At 36.3% G+C, this 21,064-nt stretch carries 16 protein-coding genes; 1 reads left to right on the forward strand and 15 read right to left on the reverse strand.

The features are described 5' to 3' along the window. Positions 1-8 precede the first annotated feature (8 nt). The 11 genes from KZC02_RS13705 to KZC02_RS13755 all read right to left on the reverse strand — a co-directional run bounded on the left by KZC02_RS13705 (position 9) and on the right by KZC02_RS13755 (position 14,186). Complete coding sequence (locus tag KZC02_RS13705) at positions 9-1,019, reverse strand: glycosyltransferase (RefSeq protein ID WP_221394604.1); 1,011 nt, start codon at positions 1,017-1,019, stop codon at positions 9-11. Positions 1,020-1,189: 170 nt separating this feature from the next. Next, positions 1,190-1,738, reverse strand: a complete 549-nt coding sequence (locus KZC02_RS13710; RefSeq protein ID WP_221394605.1) for a hypothetical protein — start codon at positions 1,736-1,738, stop codon at positions 1,190-1,192. A 686-nt stretch (positions 1,739-2,424) separates the two neighbouring features. Beyond that, a complete protein-coding gene (locus KZC02_RS13715; protein WP_221394606.1) occupies positions 2,425-3,822 on the reverse strand; it encodes a lipopolysaccharide biosynthesis protein in 1,398 nt (465 codons plus the stop codon). Continuing rightward, entirely contained in the window at positions 3,794-5,077 is a 1,284-nt protein-coding gene (locus KZC02_RS13720; RefSeq protein ID WP_221394607.1) for a glycosyltransferase, read from the reverse strand. The genes KZC02_RS13715 and KZC02_RS13720 overlap by 29 nt, the downstream gene beginning before the upstream one ends. Before the next feature lie 3 nt (positions 5,078-5,080). Next, complete coding sequence (locus KZC02_RS13725) at positions 5,081-7,123, reverse strand: polysaccharide biosynthesis tyrosine autokinase (protein WP_221394608.1); 2,043 nt, start codon at positions 7,121-7,123, stop codon at positions 5,081-5,083. Between the two features lie 356 nt (positions 7,124-7,479). Beyond that, complete coding sequence (locus KZC02_RS13730; RefSeq protein WP_221394609.1) at positions 7,480-8,106, reverse strand: WecB/TagA/CpsF family glycosyltransferase; 627 nt, start codon at positions 8,104-8,106, stop codon at positions 7,480-7,482. A gap of 171 nt (positions 8,107-8,277) precedes the next feature. Beyond that, positions 8,278-9,297 (reverse strand): NAD-dependent epimerase/dehydratase family protein, encoded by a 1,020-nt coding sequence (locus tag KZC02_RS13735; RefSeq protein ID WP_221394610.1) that lies wholly within the window; start codon positions 9,295-9,297, stop codon positions 8,278-8,280. A 58-nt stretch (positions 9,298-9,355) separates the two neighbouring features. Further along, positions 9,356-10,237: a hypothetical protein gene (locus tag KZC02_RS13740; protein ID WP_221394611.1), complete on the reverse strand. Its 882-nt coding sequence runs from the start codon at positions 10,235-10,237 to the stop codon at positions 9,356-9,358. A gap of 1 nt (position 10,238) precedes the next feature. After that, on the reverse strand, positions 10,239-11,252 hold the full coding sequence (locus tag KZC02_RS13745; protein ID WP_221394612.1) for a Gfo/Idh/MocA family protein: 1,014 nt from the start codon (positions 11,250-11,252) through the stop codon (positions 10,239-10,241). A gap of 11 nt (positions 11,253-11,263) precedes the next feature. Then, on the reverse strand, positions 11,264-12,040 hold the full coding sequence (locus tag KZC02_RS13750; protein WP_221394613.1) for a polysaccharide biosynthesis/export family protein: 777 nt from the start codon (positions 12,038-12,040) through the stop codon (positions 11,264-11,266). A gap of 1,789 nt (positions 12,041-13,829) precedes the next feature. Continuing rightward, complete coding sequence (locus tag KZC02_RS13755; RefSeq protein WP_221394614.1) at positions 13,830-14,186, reverse strand: hypothetical protein; 357 nt, start codon at positions 14,184-14,186, stop codon at positions 13,830-13,832. A 439-nt stretch (positions 14,187-14,625) separates the two neighbouring features. Here KZC02_RS13755 and KZC02_RS13760 point away from each other — a divergent pair, with 439 nt between their 5' ends. Continuing rightward, entirely contained in the window at positions 14,626-15,924 is a 1,299-nt protein-coding gene (locus tag KZC02_RS13760) for a sugar transferase (protein ID WP_221394615.1), read from the forward strand. Between the two features lie 180 nt (positions 15,925-16,104). Here KZC02_RS13760 and KZC02_RS31790 read toward each other — a convergent pair whose 3' ends face one another. The 4 genes from KZC02_RS31790 to KZC02_RS13775 form a co-directional block, all read right to left on the reverse strand. After that, the gene (locus tag KZC02_RS31790; RefSeq protein ID WP_229254299.1) at positions 16,105-16,590 is read right to left on the reverse strand and encodes a YjbH domain-containing protein; all 486 of its coding nucleotides are present in this window, start codon (positions 16,588-16,590) and stop codon (positions 16,105-16,107) included. A gap of 55 nt (positions 16,591-16,645) precedes the next feature. Further along, entirely contained in the window at positions 16,646-17,989 is a 1,344-nt protein-coding gene (locus KZC02_RS13765) for a YjbH domain-containing protein (RefSeq protein ID WP_229254301.1), read from the reverse strand. Positions 17,990-17,996: 7 nt separating this feature from the next. After that, the gene (locus tag KZC02_RS13770) at positions 17,997-19,022 is read right to left on the reverse strand and encodes a hypothetical protein (RefSeq protein WP_221394616.1); all 1,026 of its coding nucleotides are present in this window, start codon (positions 19,020-19,022) and stop codon (positions 17,997-17,999) included. Positions 19,023-19,164: 142 nt separating this feature from the next. Then, on the reverse strand, positions 19,165-20,517 hold the full coding sequence (locus tag KZC02_RS13775) for an exopolysaccharide biosynthesis polyprenyl glycosylphosphotransferase (RefSeq protein WP_221394617.1): 1,353 nt from the start codon (positions 20,515-20,517) through the stop codon (positions 19,165-19,167). Positions 20,518-21,064 lie beyond the last annotated feature (547 nt).

Consider the following 21,064-nt stretch of genomic DNA (forward strand, 5'->3'; position numbering starts at 1 on the left):
CCAATTAATCAAAAGTTTAGCTGATTTAAAAAAAGCTCCGGAGAATGTTCCCTGTAAAATGAAGTTCCATCTATCCTTTCCCCATTCAAAATATCATTAAATGCTTTGAAAATTTTTAAACTGATATCTGTGGGAGAATATGGATCACACAAATATCCAAGTTTATAATCTTCACATAACTCGGCCATCAACCCGACATTTGGAACAAGGGATATTGAATTATACTTGGCGGCACGGCCAAGCAATCCACTTGATCCATAAAATTTAGGATATACTACCAAAGACACATCGGTGTTGCAGAAATAATATTCCATATGACTATCCGAAACAAATTCATTTATCAGAACCAGCTCAATATCTGGATTATCTCTAATAAACATATTAACACGCAATTCAAATTCGTCAGCAAAATATTCTGGTATTTTACCAATTATCAATAATTCGATATGCTGATGAATCTGTTTATCAAGTAAAGTAAAAGCTTCAAATATATTCTTGATATTTTTCCGCCAATCCAATGCACCGAAAATTGTATAAACAACTTTTCGGTTATTTCTTTTGATCCAATATGGCATAGATGATGCATCCGGTTTTTCATAGTCGTATACGGGATCTACTGTACATCGAAATATATTTGTACTGTAATATTTATTTAATATTTCCGATCCTTTCGGATCATTTAAAATAAATATTTCATGAATAGAAGGTGATCTTAAAATAATATTCTCAAAAAAAACACGCTTATAGTGCTGAATCGTTGCCGAAATTTTTTTAGTAAATCCGGCGTTCTCTATCTTTATTCTATGTGACGGCCTGAATTCTATACCAGAAATTTTAAATGGAGTTTTATTAAATCCAATTTGAATTTCATACTTGGTCAATTCCATGATAAAAACTTCATCCACTCCTAGCACTAAGGCATGATGCTTAATTAATTTCCACTCTTTAAATTTAATTTTTTCAAATAAATTTCGTGTACCAAAAGTCCGAATCCGAATAAAAAAATTTATTCTTATCAATTTTAGATTTTGAAATATCAATAATATTTTTAGCCTTATTATTAAAAAGAAAGAAAATATTTGTACCTTTTCTTTCCATAATATTATCAACGATATATTGAACATATCCCGCATTGTGTCCTCTTAATGAAATATTGAGATCGCAAATTAGTTTGATCATAATTTTTAAGTTAAGCTAAAATAACTATTTCCTTACGAATTACTATCTTTTTATTTTGAGTATTTATGTACATAATCCTATAAGCAAATCCTGCAAAAAGAAAAAGAATAGAAAACTGAAAACTGAAATAAGGTATATTTTCAAAAAACATAAGCAGCAATTCAACCAATACATATATACCAATGTAAAAAGGAATTTTCATTTCCGAGTGCCAGAATATACCCTGAATAGCAACATACCATAATGGCAATGTATAGAGAAAGTAAAAAACAAAACCTCCTTTTAATATAAGCTGTAAGAAGCCCACTTCAATGCCAAAACGTTGATAAAAATCACCTGTATCATCCAGGTTCTGCATCAACATCAGGAAATAATCACTAAAATAGGTCCCTAAAAATCCCCGGCCCAGAATAAACTCATACCCCTTGAAATCAGCAAAAAGCTCCTGATATAAAAAAGACCTTGTATCCGCTCCTTCGAAATCATTTCTTCCTATAATACTTTTAAATATGTTAAGAACATCTTCCAAATTGTTAAGCATAAAAAAATAAGCAGACATGTCAGGAAAATTGTTATAAATTTTAAATAGCTGTTTTTACTAAAAATATTTAATAGCAGGAACAGACTAAAAAAAGCAAGTATTTTAAGAAGCACAATTCTATATCCGGAAAATATACTAAAAGCAGCAGCGGTTAAAATAAGTATAACAGCAAAAGAAATTTTCTTTTTATCCACTGATGAAATGATAAAAAATGGCAAAATTGCATGCGATGTAATATATCCCTGGTAGTAGGGAATCCTTCCTGGTAATTGAATTACCCACGTCATCAAGAAGATAACACAAATAATTCTAAGCAAATCAAATAATTTCGTAAGGTCATATGTCATACTCCCTACAATAAAGATAAATAAAGGAATAACTGAGAGCAGAGCCTGTGGGTTATTGAACAGTGTAATGAAATTAAGATTTGGATTTATTAAATCTCCGATTACATTTATGATTATAAAAAAAGGTAAACAAAGATATATCTTTTGTTAAAATACGGAGACTTTATCAATGTATTATTCAAAACCGATTTCCAGCTAAGATAAATAATATCAAAAACTGCCCAATAAATAAAAATCGAATAAATAACTCTTTTATATAAAAAGTTATGATTTTCTTCATAAAAAAAATTAGCTACGAAAATAAAAAATATTATTTTACAAGAAGGAGTCTTAAACATTATGTAATCATGTAAAAATTTAACTCCAAATTCGTTTTTGAATACTACCAGTCATAATCTTTCCATACTGCATCCGCCAAAGGACCAGTGACACCACAACCCAGAAAATATTTAAAATCAACAATCCGGAAATACCTAATTTAGCTATTTCTATCAGTAAATATGCCAATGGAATTTGGACGATAATAGTGACGATACTTAGCGTAGCCTGCAAATTCAATGCTCCTATTCCATTAATGAAATAAACATAAGTTTGCATGAATAAATAAAATACGAAATAAAGGAACAGCAGCAAATCGATTTCCCATGGAATTTCAATCTGAGGGCCAATCCAGATATTGTAAATCTGGTTGTGAAAAATGAATATTCCGAAAAGTAAAAGACATAATACAAAGTTCATTTTATTGACTTTAATGATCACTCCTCTGATCCAGGAATAGTCTTTTAAAGTGTAGGCATGCGTAAAACCCGACCATAAAGGTTGAAGAAACATCAGCTGAAAAATGGAAACAATACTGTAAAGCCGGTACGCAATATTATAATACGTAACATTGCTGTTATCAATAAAATGTGCAATCAAAAAATTATTTCCTGTCAAAACGACGATGACGCAAATTTGAATGACAAAAAATTTAATGCTCAGGCCAAATAAATTTTTAGAGTAAGAGAGATCAATATTTTTTATTCCCGGACAGAAATTCCTGTACTCCGAACTGTAAAGGATAATTGAGAATACAAGTATGAAAAACGGATATGAAAATGCCAGTACCGATCCGAAAAAGAGAAATTTACTATCAACAATCATCGGACCCAGAAAGTAAATAAGGGCCAATGCAGCTAAATTCCCGGAAACCTGTATAATGTTTGCCAGAAAATGCTTTTGTTTCGCCATTAAAAGCGACACGATGGGTTTTAAGATAAAGAGAAAAGCAAATGATGCAAATGTTATATTTACTGTTTTCTCCAAAATAGCAGAATCCATTTGGGTACTGAAAACATTATTCCAATTTACCAGCGGAGACACAAGAATATAAATCAGAAAAAGTATTGTGGTAATTAGAAGCAAAATGAAGTACGTTGTTGACAAGTAAACGGTTGCCAGGCCGTCGTCTTTTTCTGCAAATGCTTCTGTTAATCGATTTGTCAACCCATTTGACAAACCAAAATCAAAAACGCTAAACCAGGTAATTACAGATGCAATTGTAAGCCAAACCCCATAACTTTCCTTTTCAATATATTGCAGCGATACGGGGATTAAAGACAAAGTAACAATCGTGCTAAAAACTTTAACCAGCAAAGATTTTAATATATTGGAGATAATAGCACGTGATCTTTCGTCACTACTATTTAGCTTAAAAATTAACCCTCGGAAATAGCCGGTGTAATTCTTAATCATTACCATAGGCTTTTTCTTCATTTCTGGTGATAAAACTGCTTTCCTCGCCGATATTAAATTGAAGCTTATCGTAGTACTTATTATAAATATCAGCATACGCTTTTACCTGCTTATTTTGCGAATAGCATTCGTGAGCGTCAGTTGAAATTTTTATTCTGTCAAATCCGGTTATCTGTCTGGCAGCCGACATAAGTGCTTCTTTAAGTTGACTAACCGAAATATTTTCTGCTAATAAACCATTCTCATAATTATGGATAGACTCTTTCAATCCCCCTATGCTAAACCCGACGACGGGCGTTCCGCAGCACAAGCTTTCTATCATGGTATTGGGCAGGTTGTCCTCTTTGCTGGGAATAATAAACAAATCTGCGGCATTATAAATCAATGCCATCTCATGTTCAGAACTTACTTTACCCAAATACTTAATCTCTGATAATTGATCTTTATTTGCTGATTTTCCAACTGCGATAAAAGTACATCTTGCTTTTATGTCCTGATCTTCCAGAAGCTGTTGTACCATATCAAATCCTTTACGGTAATTGTTCAGCAATTCTGATACAAACAGAACCGTTAGCTTTTCCTTTGATAATCCAAGTTTTTCTTTACTTTGATTTTTATCGAGAACTGTAAATACTTTATGATCAATGCTATAAGGAATATGCCTGTGCTCAAACCTTCCCAGCATTTTAGAATGTTGGGATAACTCCGTGAGCCAACAGGATGGCGCAACAATTGTCATTGCATCAGGTGAAAGATGACTAAGCCCGGACTGCTTAATTTCAAACTGGCGATTATCCAGACTTCGCAAAAATGGTGCGTTTCGATCCTCATCTGCTTTATAATGAAACCCTCCCTGAAAAGGTAACATATCATGTAATGTCCAGACAATGGGCTTTTTAACATATTGAAAAAATGTTCCGTAGTCTACAAACTTAGCTACCCAATGAAGATTTACAATGTCACTTTCCCTTACCAACGGATGTAGGTGCAATTGAGAATATGGACTACTGGCAAAAGAGAATGTTTCGTATTTTTCGCGGTATGCCCGAGCTCGTAACTCAGACAGAGACAACGGAATCCCAAACTTCGTAACAATCTTCCACAAAAAATAACTAATAAAATTCCATTTTTTAAATCTGAAAATGGTATCGGATTCCTTGCATTCAAAGAATAGAAATTTACTATCATGACCATTTGCCAAAAGTGCACGGTGCAGGCGAATTGCTGCTACGGACGCACCACCGCTTTGAAATGTCGAAATATGTAATATTTTCATCTGTTAAAATCTACTCCAGAAGTTGCTGAATATGGTTTCGTTTTTGGTCTCTGTGTAGTAGGTATGCTCATAATTATAGCCATAACCATACTTCTTCCAGTGAACCCCATTGAAAATAATTTGAATGTTGGAAAGCTTTTTGTTACTGCTTAATTTTCCCAAAAAATTCAATTCGCTTTTTTCCGTTAACCCTTGTCTGATCACATATAGAGTGACATCAGCCAAATGAGAAAGGATCATTGCGTCGGGAACCAGATGCACTGGCGGACTGTCAATAATAATATGATCATACAACTTGCGTAAGTTTTGAATCAATTCTTTTAACAATGTCCTTTCCAGCAATTCAGAAGGATTCCGGACCATTGCGCCGCTGCTTATAAAATCCGGCTTTTCCGTCGTTTCAGAATGTTGAATAATATCTTCAATGTTCGCTTTTCCATTCAGAAATTCGCTGACTCCCATGTGTTCATTAGACCTGTTAAGTATTCCTGCCATCTTAGGTTTCCTCATATCCAGTTCCAGAATAATTGTTCTCCTCGACGACAAAGCAAGTGTGAACCCCAGATTGCTGCTGACAAAGCTCTTTCCCTCACCCGGTAATCCGGAAGTGATTAACATTACACGCCCTCGTTCCACATTTTCCAATAAATAGTTAAGGCTTATCCGTAAAGTTCTGAATTGTTCACCAATTACTGTTGCATGGCTATCTCTTACTGTTACTGAATCTTTTAAGGCATGGTACGGCAATTCTCCTATAACCGGAATACCCGATGTATCTTCTATTTCGTTCAGGTCTGTAATTTTACTGCTTATGAGGTTCCTTGTGAAAATCAATCCAACCGGAGCTATAAAACCGAGTAACAGCGCTGCCGCAATTGCCAGATACTTATAAATATTTCTGGGCTGTATTGCATAAGGTGGATCAATAATCCGGTCGCTGTCCATTTGAGTTGCATTGCTTACAGATATTTCTTCCCGTTTTTGCAGCAAATACGTGAACAAACTCTCTTTAATCGCCTGCTGCCGTTTAATGCTGATATATTGGCGTTCCTGTACAGGAATATTTTTAATTGAAGATTCGAAACGCTGGTTTATCGACTGCAACTTATCCCTTGTATTTTGCAGTGATGTCTTAATGTTTGCTACATTTTCTCTGATGGCTAATCTGGTGCTTGCTATTTGCCGGTTAATAGGTTCAAAATCAGGATTAGTTTCGGGAGTTGTGGCCAGCAGCCGTTCGCGTTGCAGCTCTAATGAAGCCAGTTTCTCAATCAAACTATTCAACGCTGTGTCCTCTACCCCAAGTGTCGCGGGTGCTTTATTGATATTCTGTGATGAGTTGATATATTTTTCTATACCTTCAATAATGCTCAGTTTTACATTTATCTCGTTCAATTGATTGTCACTCACTTGCATATTTTCCAGACTTACCCGGGCATCAGAACTAATATCAGTCAACTTCCTGCTGCTTTTAAATGTTTCTATACCCTTTTCGGCATCATTTAAATCTCTTGTCAGCATTGCCAGTCTTTCATCAATAAATTGCAATGTGCTCTCAGTTTCCTTGTTCTTTGCAGTTGCGGAAGCAAGGTTATAATTATACATAAGCCGCCTTAAAATATCAATTCCCCGTTGAGCAACCTGATCTTTAATTGATAAAATAACAGTCGTTGACAATTTATTTGGCAGTTCGGCAACGATCCGTTTTTGGTAAGCAATGGCTAATTTACCAGGATCAAAAATCGTGATCATCATTTCAGATCCTAAGTATTGATCGACATAACTGGTAGGTTCCAGTTTCCAGGCGCCAAAACTGTTTGTAAGGGTATTTCTGAACAAAAATGTCTTCATATTACCATCCGGCATTTCCATCAAAAAAGAATTTCGGTCCTTAATTACCAGTCTGATTTTACTATTTTCATAATTACCTGTTGCCCTTATTATGGTCATTTTTACAGGGCCGGATTTATAAAGATCGAATGCAGATAGTCCATCAACTTTCTCATAATTTATTTCCAACTCCAAATCAGAAATAACCTGACTCATAAGTTGCTTTGACTTCAGAATTTCCAGCTCATTGTCGATAATCCGAAAAGAACTAACAAGATCAATCTCGTGGAGAGGTGATTTTTCCTGAGATCTTTTCTTCTCATCCTGAATGAGAAAAGATGCCCTTACTTCATAAACCGGATTGAATAACCTGAGAAATACATATGACCCCGCAATAGAAATCCCAAGAGCAATAATAAAAAGTGGCCAGTGGTATAAATATTTTTGGATCCTGCTTCTGATATGAACAGGGGCGCTTTTTTTTCAGGAAATGTAAATGTTGTATAACCTGGCTGCTGTGTATTCATTTTAAAATTTCCTAAATAAGTTTTGGAAGAAACCAATGAGAAATTTCAAATAGTTGGTTGCTTTTTAATTCTCAAAATCATTAGTAACAGATGCCAGAAAAACAGCATTTGATTTCCAATGTTTCTCCTGAAGATTTCCGGTCTGTAAAAAATCCTGATAAGCCATGCCAACCTAAGTTGAAACCAGATGGGATGAATCTCTTTTTGAGTTCCGGCATACCAGTCGAAAACATTACCTATACTGATAATCAAGTTGCAGTCCAGCTTTTCCCTGTGTAGAAATGACCATTTTTCTTGCTTAGGTGCTGTCATTCCAACAAATACCACATTTGGCTGAAATTCATTAATCTTCGAAATCATTTCCATGTTATCTTCTTCGGAAAACTCCTTTTTGAAAGGAGGAGAAAATGTTTCTATTAAAACGGTGGGATACTCTTTCATGGCCCTTTCTTTGATTTTCGCCAGAACATCCTCGGATGAACCCAGGAAAAATGCTTTCCCTGAAGTTTTGTCAAGGCGTTTTATAAAATGTTTAAAAACTTCCGGACCCTGATTTTTTTTAATATTCCTGCCCATCAGCAAAATAGAAGCTAATGCAAAGTATACGCCGTCAAGAACAAGATAATCTGTTTTTTTTAGTACCTGCCGGAACTCCGGATCCTTCACTGTCATGCCATAATTATTGGGACTAATGCTACAATTTATCACCCTACTTTTATGACCTTGAATGGGTATTTTTAAGAGACTGTCAGAAAAAACCTTGAATCCTAAAATATGTACTGAGTCGAAAGCATCCTTCATTATTGTATTATTTTATTATCCGCTGCTCCCACAAAACCAGAACTATGCAAAAACTGCTTCGTTAGCATGTGCAACAATTTTATTAATCCATTCATATGTTTTAGTCATACCTTCAATAAGTGGCGTCGATACTTCCCAGTTCATTTCTTTTTTAAATAATCTGTTATCTGAATTTCTGCCCCTTACACCCAGCGGACATTTGAAACCATATTTATTGAAAAATTCGTCTCCATATATATTATGGATTGAGATATTCTTACAGGAGATATCAATGGCCATTTGTGCCAATTGATTTATTGTAACTTTTTCTTCAGAACCAATATTAACAGGTCCTGAAAAATCAGATTCCATCAGACTTAAAACAGCATCTACACATTCATCAACATAAAGGAACGAGCGTGTTTGTGCACCGTCTCCCCAAACTTCAAATGCTCCTCCATCCGGCGTTTCAGCTGCTTTTCTTAGCATGGCCGCAGGAGCTTTTTCTTTTCCACCTCTCCATGTCCCTTGAGGTCCAAAAACGTTATGGAACCTGGCTATCCTTACATCCAGTTTATAATTACGATTAAATGCCAAATACAATCTTTCACTAAATAACTTTTCCCATCCGTACTCAGAATCAGGATTGGCTGGATAGGCAGAACTTTCTTCACAATTTGGATTACTAGGATCTAGTTGGTTATTTTCAGGATAGATGCATGCTGATGAAGAATAAAAAAGTTTCTTAATTTTTTTGGCAACGGCTTCTTTTGAAACATTTAAGTTAATCAATGCAGAGTTTTGCATAACATTGGCATCATTCTGGCCTGTAAAAATATAACCGGCACCACCCATGTCTGCGGCTAACTGATAAACCTCATCAAAGCCCACTCCAATAACCAGTTCAACTGTTTTTGGATCAGTCAAGTCACCTAATATAAATTCATTACAAATTTCTCTGTGATCAAAGTACTCATGACTTTTGATGTCACAAATCCTAACGTAATTCCCATCTTGCTTTAATCTTTTGGCAAGATGTCCTCCAATGAATCCGCCACCACCTAATACAATTACTTTTTTCATTTTCTAGCCGATTTATGATTTAAAAGTTTGATTAAATTCATCTGTTAGTCAAAAGATGTTACAACACGCTCTGCATCTTTGATGACATGCTTTTCTCTTTAATCAAAGCAGCTGTCTGCCTGATATTTTCCGCAGAGGAAGCACCAAATAAAATGGATTCAATGTTAGGCAAGTTGCAAACGTATTCAATGGCCTCACGAGGTCCGATAGCACCTCCAGCTAACACCTGCATAGCTATCACCCTTACTTTTTTAGTTCTTAATGTTTCTTCATACAATTTAATACCCCCGGACATCCTAAAACCGGCTTTATTAATAGAAGTACATATAATTGGATTTGTAATTCCTCTTTTTTCAAGGACTTGCAATAGCTTAGGTAGGTTCATAGTGATAAAACCGGCCTCGGCATTGTATTTCTTTTTTATATAGGCGTGAAATGCAGCCAGAATATCATACATGCCCAGTCCTAACAACAGATCCGTAATCACATTCTGTAAAAAGATAACTGGGGTATCAATTCCCTTAAACATTTTCATCTCAGAATCGACAAGCAATTCCATGATTGATAAATAGTCCTTCGACAAAAATGCAATTCCTCCTTTAAAAATAGAGCTGACAAAATTACCCGGAACAAAATGTTTGAGTGTCCCGGCATAACCAAGCTCAGTAACCGCATTAGCATACTTGTGTGCATAAGGCATACAAGGATAAATTTTAAAATTATTAAATCTGCTAGGGTTTGTGCGGATGTGATCACAAATACGTTCGATTCTGTCATGAGTTGTACACATAAAGGTCTCAATACCATTATCCATTGCAAGTTCCAAGGTTTGAATAATGGCTTTGTCTTCTTTAAACCGAATAGATTGTGCACGGGATTTTTCGTCGGAGATGTGGTTTACAGCAAAAAACTGATTGTCACCAAAAATGATTCTTTCCATGTTATTGTAGGCTACTTTGTTTAATCATTGCAATTGCATGATCCGTCTGCCACGCGCTGTAAAAGTCATTTATTGAATTGGTAGATCGACCTTGAATAGTGTTAATAAAATGGTCTATCTGGGCAGAGTATTCTTCACCACGTAAATAAAAATCAACCGAATCAGTTAGATCCGTAACGTTTCTGATATTCCATCCTTTTGAATATCCCTGTGGGCAATCGTTTGACTTAAAGTATATTTTCAGCTCATTGGCATCACAAATAATCTTTCCTTTTTTCCCCAAAATCGTAATTGAAGTTGACATTTTTCTATAGGTCTCATCACTCCAGTTCACAGAAAGGACTCCGGTTATATTCGTTGATAATTCTAACATGCAAAAAACTGCATCATCCACGTTCTTAGAATAAATGGATTCTAACATAGCTCCTTTAACCTTTGAAATGGTTCCTAATAAATAGTTGATCAGGTCAATGACATGTGATGCATAATCCATTAAGCATCCTCCACCTTCTTCCGGATTTGAACGCCAGTTATCTTGCTTTTCCCGAATGACTATAGGTCCATAGGACTCACCGGTAAAATGTACAATTTTGCCCAATCCCTCACCGTCCAAAATTCGTTTAACTTCTCTGAATGTTCCGATGAATTTATTATGGTAACCTACCTGATTGACCAGTTTTTTATTTCTAGCGAGCAATGCTAATTCTTTTCCGTCTTCGGAATTTAAACAAAAGGGTTTTTCAGCAAAAACATGTTTCCCGCAATCCAAAACTCTCCTGACCATTGTAGCATGATATTTCGTTGGCACGGCTACAAATACGGCATCAGGCTCCGTAACCTTTATCATTTCTTCATAATTTGCAAAACATGGAAAGGAAGAGTATTTCTCAAAAACATCAAGAACCATTTTGGAAGTGTCGCTAATCCCTACTACATCGACATTTGGATGAGCACCAAGAATAGCTAAATGAGATATACCCATCTTTCCTGCACCTATTAGAGCAACTTTTACCATTTTTTTTATTGTTATCTATATAAGTTTGACAAGACAATTGCAATGATAGAAAGACCAGAAAGTATAAGGGTTGTTATCCGAAATCCACGGTCCACGGAAGCATATTTGGTGCGATCCGGTTGTACATATATTTCGTCGTTATTTTTCAAATAGTAATAAGGCGATGAGAAAATTTTTTTAGATGTTAGATCCAAAGGAATGTAATGCCGCTTTCCATTTTCTTCTCGGATCAGCGTAATATTTGACCGAATTGCCGTTATGTTAAGATCACCAGCCAAGCTCAGTGCTTGTGTGATTGTCGTTCTCGTATTTTGCAGCGTATAAACATCTGGTCGCTGAACGTCGCCAAATATTGAAACCTTGAAATTAAGTAAACGAATACTGACAACTGGGTCTTTATAATAGGTTTGTAGGAGTTGATTCATTTTCTCCTGCAGTTGAAATATTGAAAGGTCAGTTACTTTAAGATTACCAATTAAAGGAAGTGTAATCTCTCCATTCTGATTTACAAGATACCCAGTAACAGGATTGTCAGAGGATTGATCATAATTGTTTCCGTTTACTCGATTTAGGTTGTAATTAAAAACAGAAGATGACTCTGGATTTCTACTATTAACGTTAATACCAAGTATATCAGCAGGTTGAATTGTTAAAAGTGAAAAGTTTTCGACTTGCTCCTCTGTTGGAGCACTTCTGTCAATATCCTTGAAATAAGGGATATTTTTGTATGATCCACAAGAACAGAGAGTAAAATAAATCAGTACTGTAAACACTAAGTATTTTTTCATAGAAGAGGCACACCAGTAAGTACAAAAAAGGAAAACGGTATTGTGACCTCACGTCCAATGACTGGTCGCAAGGATAATTTTGAATTTTATAAGCAAAAAGGTTTACAAAAGAATATTTTAAAACTAAATATTCTTAAAATATTGTAACGAAAATGTGTGTAGAATAAACATTTATTAAAAAATGTATGACTGTTAACCAACACAAACTTATGGTTAACACTATGTTAAGAATATGCCTTATACAATCAGAAAAGGCTATCTATTGTTACACGAAGTCATACACTACATATTTACAATATGTTATAAAGATAATAAATGTTCCTTTATAAAAAATTGATTTAAGCAAAAAAAACAGAATTTTTTTTTGTTTAATGACTATTTTGACAAATATTAATTTGTTTTCTACAATTTTTCAGCAATGTAACTCGCTTTTTATTTGTAGTATTATTTAACTTCAAAGTATTACTATATGATGAGAGGCTTTTGAGTTTTGAAAATTTTTACAAGAGTTCTATCGGTAAGTAATTTTGGCGTGATTCACTTTTAAATAATTACATTGGGAAAAGTTGTCACAGTACATTTCTATCAGTATAAGTCTCACCGGGTCAGCCTACTCCAACAATTTATTCTACAAGAAGACCAAATACTTGTTAGCAATACGATCAACCGTTGATATGCCATTATATGGACAGGCTTTACTCTGATGCATTTTTTAAAAAGTCAAGGTATATTTGAGATAGTTTCTTTCATTTTCATCCTTGTCCGAATAAAAATGAATTTCCTTGTCCTTTTACCTTACTGATCTTGCTTGTACAAAAAGGAAAGTGAATTCTAGAAAGTGAAGTTTGTGGCCGAGAGAGACAAGTCAATTTAAAAACCAACTCAAATAGAAAATCTTCAAAAACGGCAACAGCAAAACAACTATTACCTATATACGTAAAATCAATCGTATTACTACATTTTTTGAACTTTGGCTTCGAAGTTTATTACTGCCAATTTGTTTATAAAACTAACAGCTTTAAAGCCATCGGCTCCTTATGAGATTTCAAAATAAGCTAGCAGTGAATATTAGAATTAATACGAACAGTAAATAATTGACAAAATAACTACCGCCGGCACTATCAAATTAATGCGATTGCTTAATGTCCCTACTTTTGTTCTGAGCTTGTTGTAAATGGCAAATGTACAATTTCAAAAAAAAACTATTGTTAGTAAACTTTTTTACTAATCTAAACCGAAAATTCTCACGGGTTACGTGCGGTAACAAGTTCAAATCCTGTCACTCCCATATTGATCATCATAAGGCTGCTTCAAAATAATTGAGGCAGCCCGCTTGCTTACTGGACTTCGGATAATTAATACTCTTCCATATACTAAACCCTATTTTTCAACTGGATTTACATAAATGCTCGTTTAAAACTCATAAACCTCCCTTTTTCACACGACTTCGCAAAAGACAAACTCTTACACTAAGTTATTCTACAAAAAAGCTCATTTTTTCAACTGCCAGAATCTCTAATTACCAGATTGAAGACTTTTTACAAGTCAACTTAACCTTCATGTTTTCAAAATCTAAACCAAAACATGCCAAAATCCATATTACAAGCGTCCATTTGTGTTCTTTCAGTACAATTATGGCAATAAACCGGACATAACCTGCATACGTAAACAATCAAAAATTGTATTTTTCTGCGTTTATGCTTAGGATTACTTCTTCATTCCGGTAGTAGATATACGCAGCAATATAGTTGACTATTTCTTTATTTATTTCTCGAAATTTCGAAGCATCTTATTCTGTGATCAATTCGTACTCGTTGTTGTCAAGCACTAAAACATAGTCTTTGAAGTAGCCAAACCGGCTTACATTAGTTCCTGTTATGCTAATGATATTACCTGTTCTTTTGAATGCACACGATACAATTGGGCCATTATAATTCTTTTTGGCATCTGCTCTTACAAGATAAACCTCTGTCTCAGAGGAGAAAACAAAAATTTCATAATAACCCTTTCCAGTTTTCGTGTCGTAGCCTAAAAGCTTTGCCCAACTTGTACCAATGAGTTGATTACTATATGGTTTTAAAGTTATCTTTTCTTCAATCTGGCAGGAAGATATGAGAAGGATGAGTATTACCAGATATTTTTTCACTCGTTAATTAATTTCAACTTACACATTATTTCCTTTGTTATTTACATTGTTAACCAAATGTAAAATGAGGATTAAAACAAGTTGATATTAATGTGGTAACGCGTCATAACTTCGGGGTAGAATTGCCAGAAAAGGGGTTTGGAAAACTTAAAAATCAGGATAAGTACAATTTCTTAAATCAGATTTGATCTTTTCCCGCAGGTAATTAAGGTATGAAATAATCAGTTCCTGGTCGATTAGTTTCTTAGCTGTGTATCAACCAATTGAAAAAATATTATTGAGAATTCTACAAGCGATATTTTTTATTAAAACTATTTACACTAAAATGTAGTATTTGTTTACATTTATTATATATTTGACCCTGGTAATAAAATTTACCTTTATAAAAATAATTTGACAGTTTAAAGTAATTTAGTTATCAGTTACTCAACAGCACATCATGAAAAACGTCAATGCCGGACTTCTTCCAAAAATCCACTTGTGGGCAGATATCACTCTTCTGAATATCTCTGTTTTAATTGCTTTTCATTTCCAGCCAGACAACTGGTCCGGTATTTTTACTGATCAGTTTATCAATCTGCTGCTGGTTGCTAATTTAGCATGGGTGCTGACCATTTATTATTTTAAACCTTACAGCTTTACGCGCCTGTCCTATACTTTCGGCAACCAGTTAGTTTCACTGCTAAAATCTGTGGGAATTCATGGAGGCATTATTTTAACATATCTTTATCTCACTCAGCAGGAGGAAACTTATTCACGCTACCAGTTTGCGGCAACGTATAGCTTATTTTTAATTATGCCTGCTGTTTTCCGCATAACAACGGTCCTTTTCCTGCAATTTTATCGACAGGCTGGTCATGATTCCTATCGTTATGCCATTATAGGAAAAGGCAAACTGGCTGGCCTTATACATGATTTTTATAACGACCGGAAAGAGCTGGGTTACCGCTTCCATGGCAGTTTTGAAATAAATAACCTGGAAAACAGAATAGATTCTCTGGAAGAGATCGTGGAGGAAAACAAACTTGATTGTATCTATTGCTGCCTGTCCGAAATGAGCAATGAGCAGATCAGGAATGTGATCGAAATGGGTGAACGTCAAAAAACGCAGGTAAGACTGGTACCGGATTTTAAAGGTTTCATGAATAATAAAGCAACCATTGAGTACCACGGTATTTTTCCTATCATACAAGTTAATACCAAACCATTTTCCAGTGTTAAAGAACAGAATACTAGGCGTGTTGCCGACCTGGCACTTGCATCCGCCGCTATGCTTCTGGGATTGCCTTTATTTGGACTGATATGGGCTTTAATAAAACTGACCGCATCGGGCCCGGCATTATTTACACAAACACGCTGCGGGCGCTGGGGCGAAACTTTTGAAATCTACAAATTCCAAAGTATGCGTGTTGGTGCAGATACAACAGCTATTCAAAATAGTAATGGAATGAGTAATTCCAGAATGACAGTGGTTGGCATGTTTTTGAAAAAATCAGGACTTGACCGGCTGCCACAATTTATTAATGTACTGAAAGGTGAAATGTCTGTTTTTGGGCCGCAGGCTTTGTATGAACATGACGTATATATGTTAACGAAAACCACCCCAAACGACTTCCCGCGTCTTTGGTCAGTAAAACCAGGTGTTTTCTCAACCGGGAAAGTTAAAGAAGAATATGCCAATGCAGAGGCAAAAAGCACAGCCCGCTTGAATTATGACCTCCAGTATTCAGGAACATAAGACTCCCGGAGATGAATTTTGTTTACTCACGTTCACATACACTGCTTAAAAATAATACCCAATTTTATCAGAGTTAGTTAGTTTAGTAAAACAAAAAGCCGCTGTTATAGCGGCTTTTTGCATGTAACTCAATATCACCCTTTAAAAAATATTTTACGTTAGGAACTGTAAACTTTATTCTTATTTCTGCCCGTTCAAATACTGCGTATGATATTGCCGGAGCTTCTGGTCCAGCTGATAACCAGTCCGGTAGCGCTCGCCAATTTTGAAACCACGTGTATAAAAATATTCCCAGCGAAACTCATCCGTAGTCCTGAAACGTGCTTTCTTTCCCTGAAATATTTTTCCAGGAGGAATAGGAATAGCAAAGTTAAAGCCGGCAGTTGCACCATTAATTGTTTTCATCGCATAAACCCCTACTTCAACATTGGTAAATTGCCTGACCAGATCAAGCCTGACACCGCGGTCCTTGTGCAAATACTGTCCTCCCGAAAGCTTTATGGTGATATCGGGACGTGAAAGGCGGTAAGCCGCATCAGCAAGAAGCAATAGCTGGTCCAGCGGTGATGCATATATACCACCATCAGTATAATAGTAAATTCCGGTTAAACCAGCTTCCAACCCAACCGACCATGGACTTTTAAGATCGTCGTGCCTGTACTGCATATTTACCCCATACTGATCCTGATAAAAATAACCGGCAGAAGCACTGAAAAAATGATTATTGACTGCCAGAAACTGGTTCAGGAAAACAGGTGCCGGCCGTATTACTTTTGCCCTTCCATCCAGGTCGTTGGTAATTGGAAAAAGAACCCCGGCATTTAAAACCAGTCCCTGCCGTATATAAAACTGGGATTGCAGTAAGATGCTCGCATTGCTTTGTACCGGTTTCAGACGGTAACCGAAATTGGCAGCAAATACAGGCTGGAAGCCAGAAATCTGCCAGATACCGTTTTTTATGCAATGGGAACTTTTGTTCCTGAACTTTCCTTTCAGCGGCATTCAGTGATTTTACAGAAATTTTCGGGTCCAATGAGTAAGAACCCATTATAATTCCCTGAAACATCGGCAAATATTCCTTGATACTGCTATCCGAAAGTGCCTGTTTCATTTCCAACAATCCATACATCGGATTCCGGTTCAGGCGCTGCTCGTAATAAACCTTATTCTGCAGTGTATCAACCGTTACATTCTCGAAGTTTTTCAGGACATTTTTTTGTTCCGGCTCCGCCAATGGAGTTGAAACCGGATCTGTTTCCGCATTTTTTAACCGCCGGGGTAATGTTTTCAGGTTTAATGCATAGGAAGTCCCAAAGCTGATCCGGTCAAAATTCAGTAAAGCCGCCTGTACCGTCCACTTTTTAAACAGCACAGCATAAGCGCCCATATTAATCTGCTGGGAATCCCATTCAAGTAGTAACCCTCCGTTATTTCTATAATGAAGGTTTACACCGCCAAACATTCCGGAAAGGTAAGCGTAAGACAAATCCTTTTTCATCTTCCACTTCATATCATTGAAGATGTTATAATTACTCTTTTCAGAATCATTTCTCAGCAGGTAGTAAGGACTTCCATAACCTGCCGAAAAATCGGCATAAAGATCCGCGGATAATGGTACCGATTTACTTGCTACAACTGCATTTGTAGTAAATGAATTATTGATACTGAACGGAGCTGAAACAATGATTGCAACGGCCGGCATAACTTTCCCCTCCTTTACAAGCAGATATTTCACATCCAGCTGGCGGTCGCCGATACCGCTGATTTTTCCAACCCCGTTTGATCTGGTCAGGTTCAACCCTATTTCAAGACGTTTCAACAAGGTCAGATTTAAGAAATAAGTATTTTCTGAGTAGCTGTTATTTCTGCGGAAACTATATTTTTTAGGCTTGTAGTTCCCGCCAAATAAAAAAGCACCCTCTTCATTGAAGCTGGCGCCTGGCGTATATATCAATCCCGGCTTGCCCGTTATATTCAACTGGGCAATGGCAGGCATTGTCGTTAAAATCAAAATCAGAAAAGGCAGCAAAAAACTGCCCTTTCTGATAAGTGAAAATTGATTCATTCGTATATTAGTTACCGCCACCCTGATTGTGGCAGCTTTCGATTGCTTCCAGTTTCAGTGCATTCGCCTCGGCCAGTGCAGCTTTGTAGTTCACATCTACCTTTGCAAGATTAGCCGTCTGAGCTGTATTGGCTGCTGTAGTGAGTGCTGTTGCATAAACAGTACATTTTTGACTGTCTGCTGCTTCCAGTTCTGTAACAGAACTCAGGTAATCAAGAAGGCTGAGGTAAACCAATCCTTTTATTGTTGGATATAAAGCGCCCAATGTTGTTTGAGCAGCATCCAGACTGGCCAGAAATGCAATAGCCTGATTTTGCGCTCCGGTTCTATATGCAGCATATGTAGGCGCTACTGATGTTGTACAGGTTGCTGTTGATGTAGTAATTCCAGCTATCCAACCATTATATGCAGTAGTCACTTTTGCTGTTTCAGTGATTTTAGAAGCATCCAATTTTACTTTGACTGCCTGGAATGCCGCTTCTGAAGCAACGATACAAGCATCGGATACATTTATCTTTGCCGCTTTATCAATATCACCAGTTCCACCCACACGCAATCCCTTTACTTCAACCCCGCTGACAGTCGGAAATACAAATTTAGTCAGATAAGCAGCAAGTGCCGGATTAGCTTTCGCCTTTGCTATTATTGCTTTTATATCTGCAGATACAACGCCGGTCTGAAAAGCCGCTTGAATAGTTTCAGCCGATACCGAGCTTAGAGCGCTGATCTCAGTAGAAGAAAGTGCTGAAGTAACAGCTGTATTAGCGGCCGTAACACTCGCAGGTATTGCACCCGAAGAAAGTGCCGCCAGGTCAGCTTGCAACCCAGTAAGTTCTGCTGATGATTCAACCGAGGCATTCGTGGAAGCAACAGCTACAGGAGCATCAACAGTAATAGGTGCTACCGCAACAGCCTCCAGCTTATCCGTAATCTCGGTGCTTGGCTTTTCAGGGAACGCCTCATCCTTGTCTTTACAGTTATACATAAAGAACACAAGCAGGAGCGCAAGTAATTTCGTTTTTTGATTTTTCATAGTTACTAGGGAAAATTGTTGAATTTTAATCAATTTTTGGTGGATAATGTGAACTCTTTGTTTTGGTGATAATGATGTTTAATTTGGAAACTGCGTATTTATGGTAAGAAAATTAATTGGTTTAAATTGACTGACTTATCTGTCAAAAAGCATTCTGATGTGTTTTTTTGGAAAAGACAGTCATAAAAATAATTTTTATGTCCAATGTAAAAGTCCAGTTATCCAGGTACCATAAATCGTGAGACGTCCGTTGCATTTTTTGCTCCTGGGTATCAGTCGGGCCTCTCCATCCATTTACCTGTGCCCACCCTGTTATACCAGGTTTTAAGTAATGTCTCAACATGTAATTATTTACTTCTTTCTGCATCTGCTGGTTCAGGAATATCCGGTGCGGACGCGGCCCTACCACACTCATATCACCTTTTAAAACATTAAAAAACTGCGGCAGCTCATCCAGGCTGTATTTTCTGATAAATGCGCCAACTTTTGTAATACGGGCATCACCGGCGGAAGTGGATAAATTGCTGGTGGAACCTTCATACATGCTGCGGAATTTATATACTTCGAAGCTGTGGCCTCCCCTGCCCATACGAACCGGGCAATAAAGGATTTTTCCTTTTGACTCCATCCTGATAGCCAAAGCGATCAGCGCAAATACCGGGGAAAGACACAGAAGTGCGATGGAAGAGAATAATACATCAAAAAATCTCTTCTGAGCGGCCCAGTAAAGGTTGTCCAGGGAACTTTCGCGTACATTAACAATTGGAATCGAACCAAGCTGTGATATTGAAAAGTTTTTACCGATCAGTGATGAAAAATTAGGCACGATCCGCGTCCTGATCCCATGATAATCAGAAATGGTTAGCACTTCCCTGATTACTTCATCATTGTAGTTGGCAATAATAATTTCGTCTACCCGGTGTTTGGCCACCATCGCTTCCAAAGCCGCAATACGTTTGATCTTTGACGCGGCACCAGTAAAGTAGGTATCCAGAGTCCCAACCACGTTGTAACCCAGGTCCAGGTTTTGACTGAAATAAGAATTGATATTATCACCAATGCTTTTATCTCCTACCACCAGAGCTTGTCGGATGTTTTTACCTTTCAATCGCAAACGGCCGATAAACTGCACAATAATGTAGTGGGAGATTAACTCAAATACCATAAAACTCAACGCAAAACCAATCAGCTGAAACCTGGTAAGAGGGATAAGGCTTTCGTTGAGCAGGAATAAAAAGGAAAGAATACCTATAAATACTAAGTGTGCACGCAGGTACATCATCAGGCGATGCTGATAGCTGTTATGCAAATGAATGTAGTATATGCGTGTAAAATATCCGACAACAATCCACAAGATACAATAGCTAAAAAGGAACAAGAGGTGGCGCTCCTTAAAATCTGCCCTGCCTATAAAAAATATTAAGTAACTACCTAACAATAGAACGATGTCAGTTAACATGTAGTTAAACGCGAGCTTTTGATCTGACCTTATCATAGGGTTATATATTTTATTAACGTTGATAGAATTCCAGGGTGGTCATAACAGCAAAATTTCCGTAGCAATCAGTTTTTCAGGAGCTTAAAGTGGATTTACACGGAAAAGGTAAATCTTCATCATTCACTTCAATAGTGACTATATCTGATTATAAGCTTAAAGTAACTTCTGGTTTAAGTCAAAATAGGAATACAGGCAAATTCCAGGTATAAGTAGATTCAGCTCGAACTATTTTCATAGTCATTAAATTACTACTGTTTATCTTATACATATATTTTATTATTAAACATACTAGTACTTCGATAAATCAAACTTAGAAATAGAATTAATACTAAGCAAATGTAATACAAAAATTAGCTTATAAATTATACACAAACATAATATTCTACAATTACATAGAATTTTTGGTGGTAAATAGCTATATGTTTCTATTTAAAGATTTACATTTTTTATTATTTTATAGAGATTTAATTGTACAGACTAGAATAATTGCTACGTGTACTATTTTAACTTATCATAAGGATCTGAATTTTATAAATGCACGTAT

This window comes from Dyadobacter sp. NIV53 (assembly GCF_019711195.1).
Taxonomy (GTDB): domain Bacteria; phylum Bacteroidota; class Bacteroidia; order Cytophagales; family Spirosomataceae; genus Dyadobacter.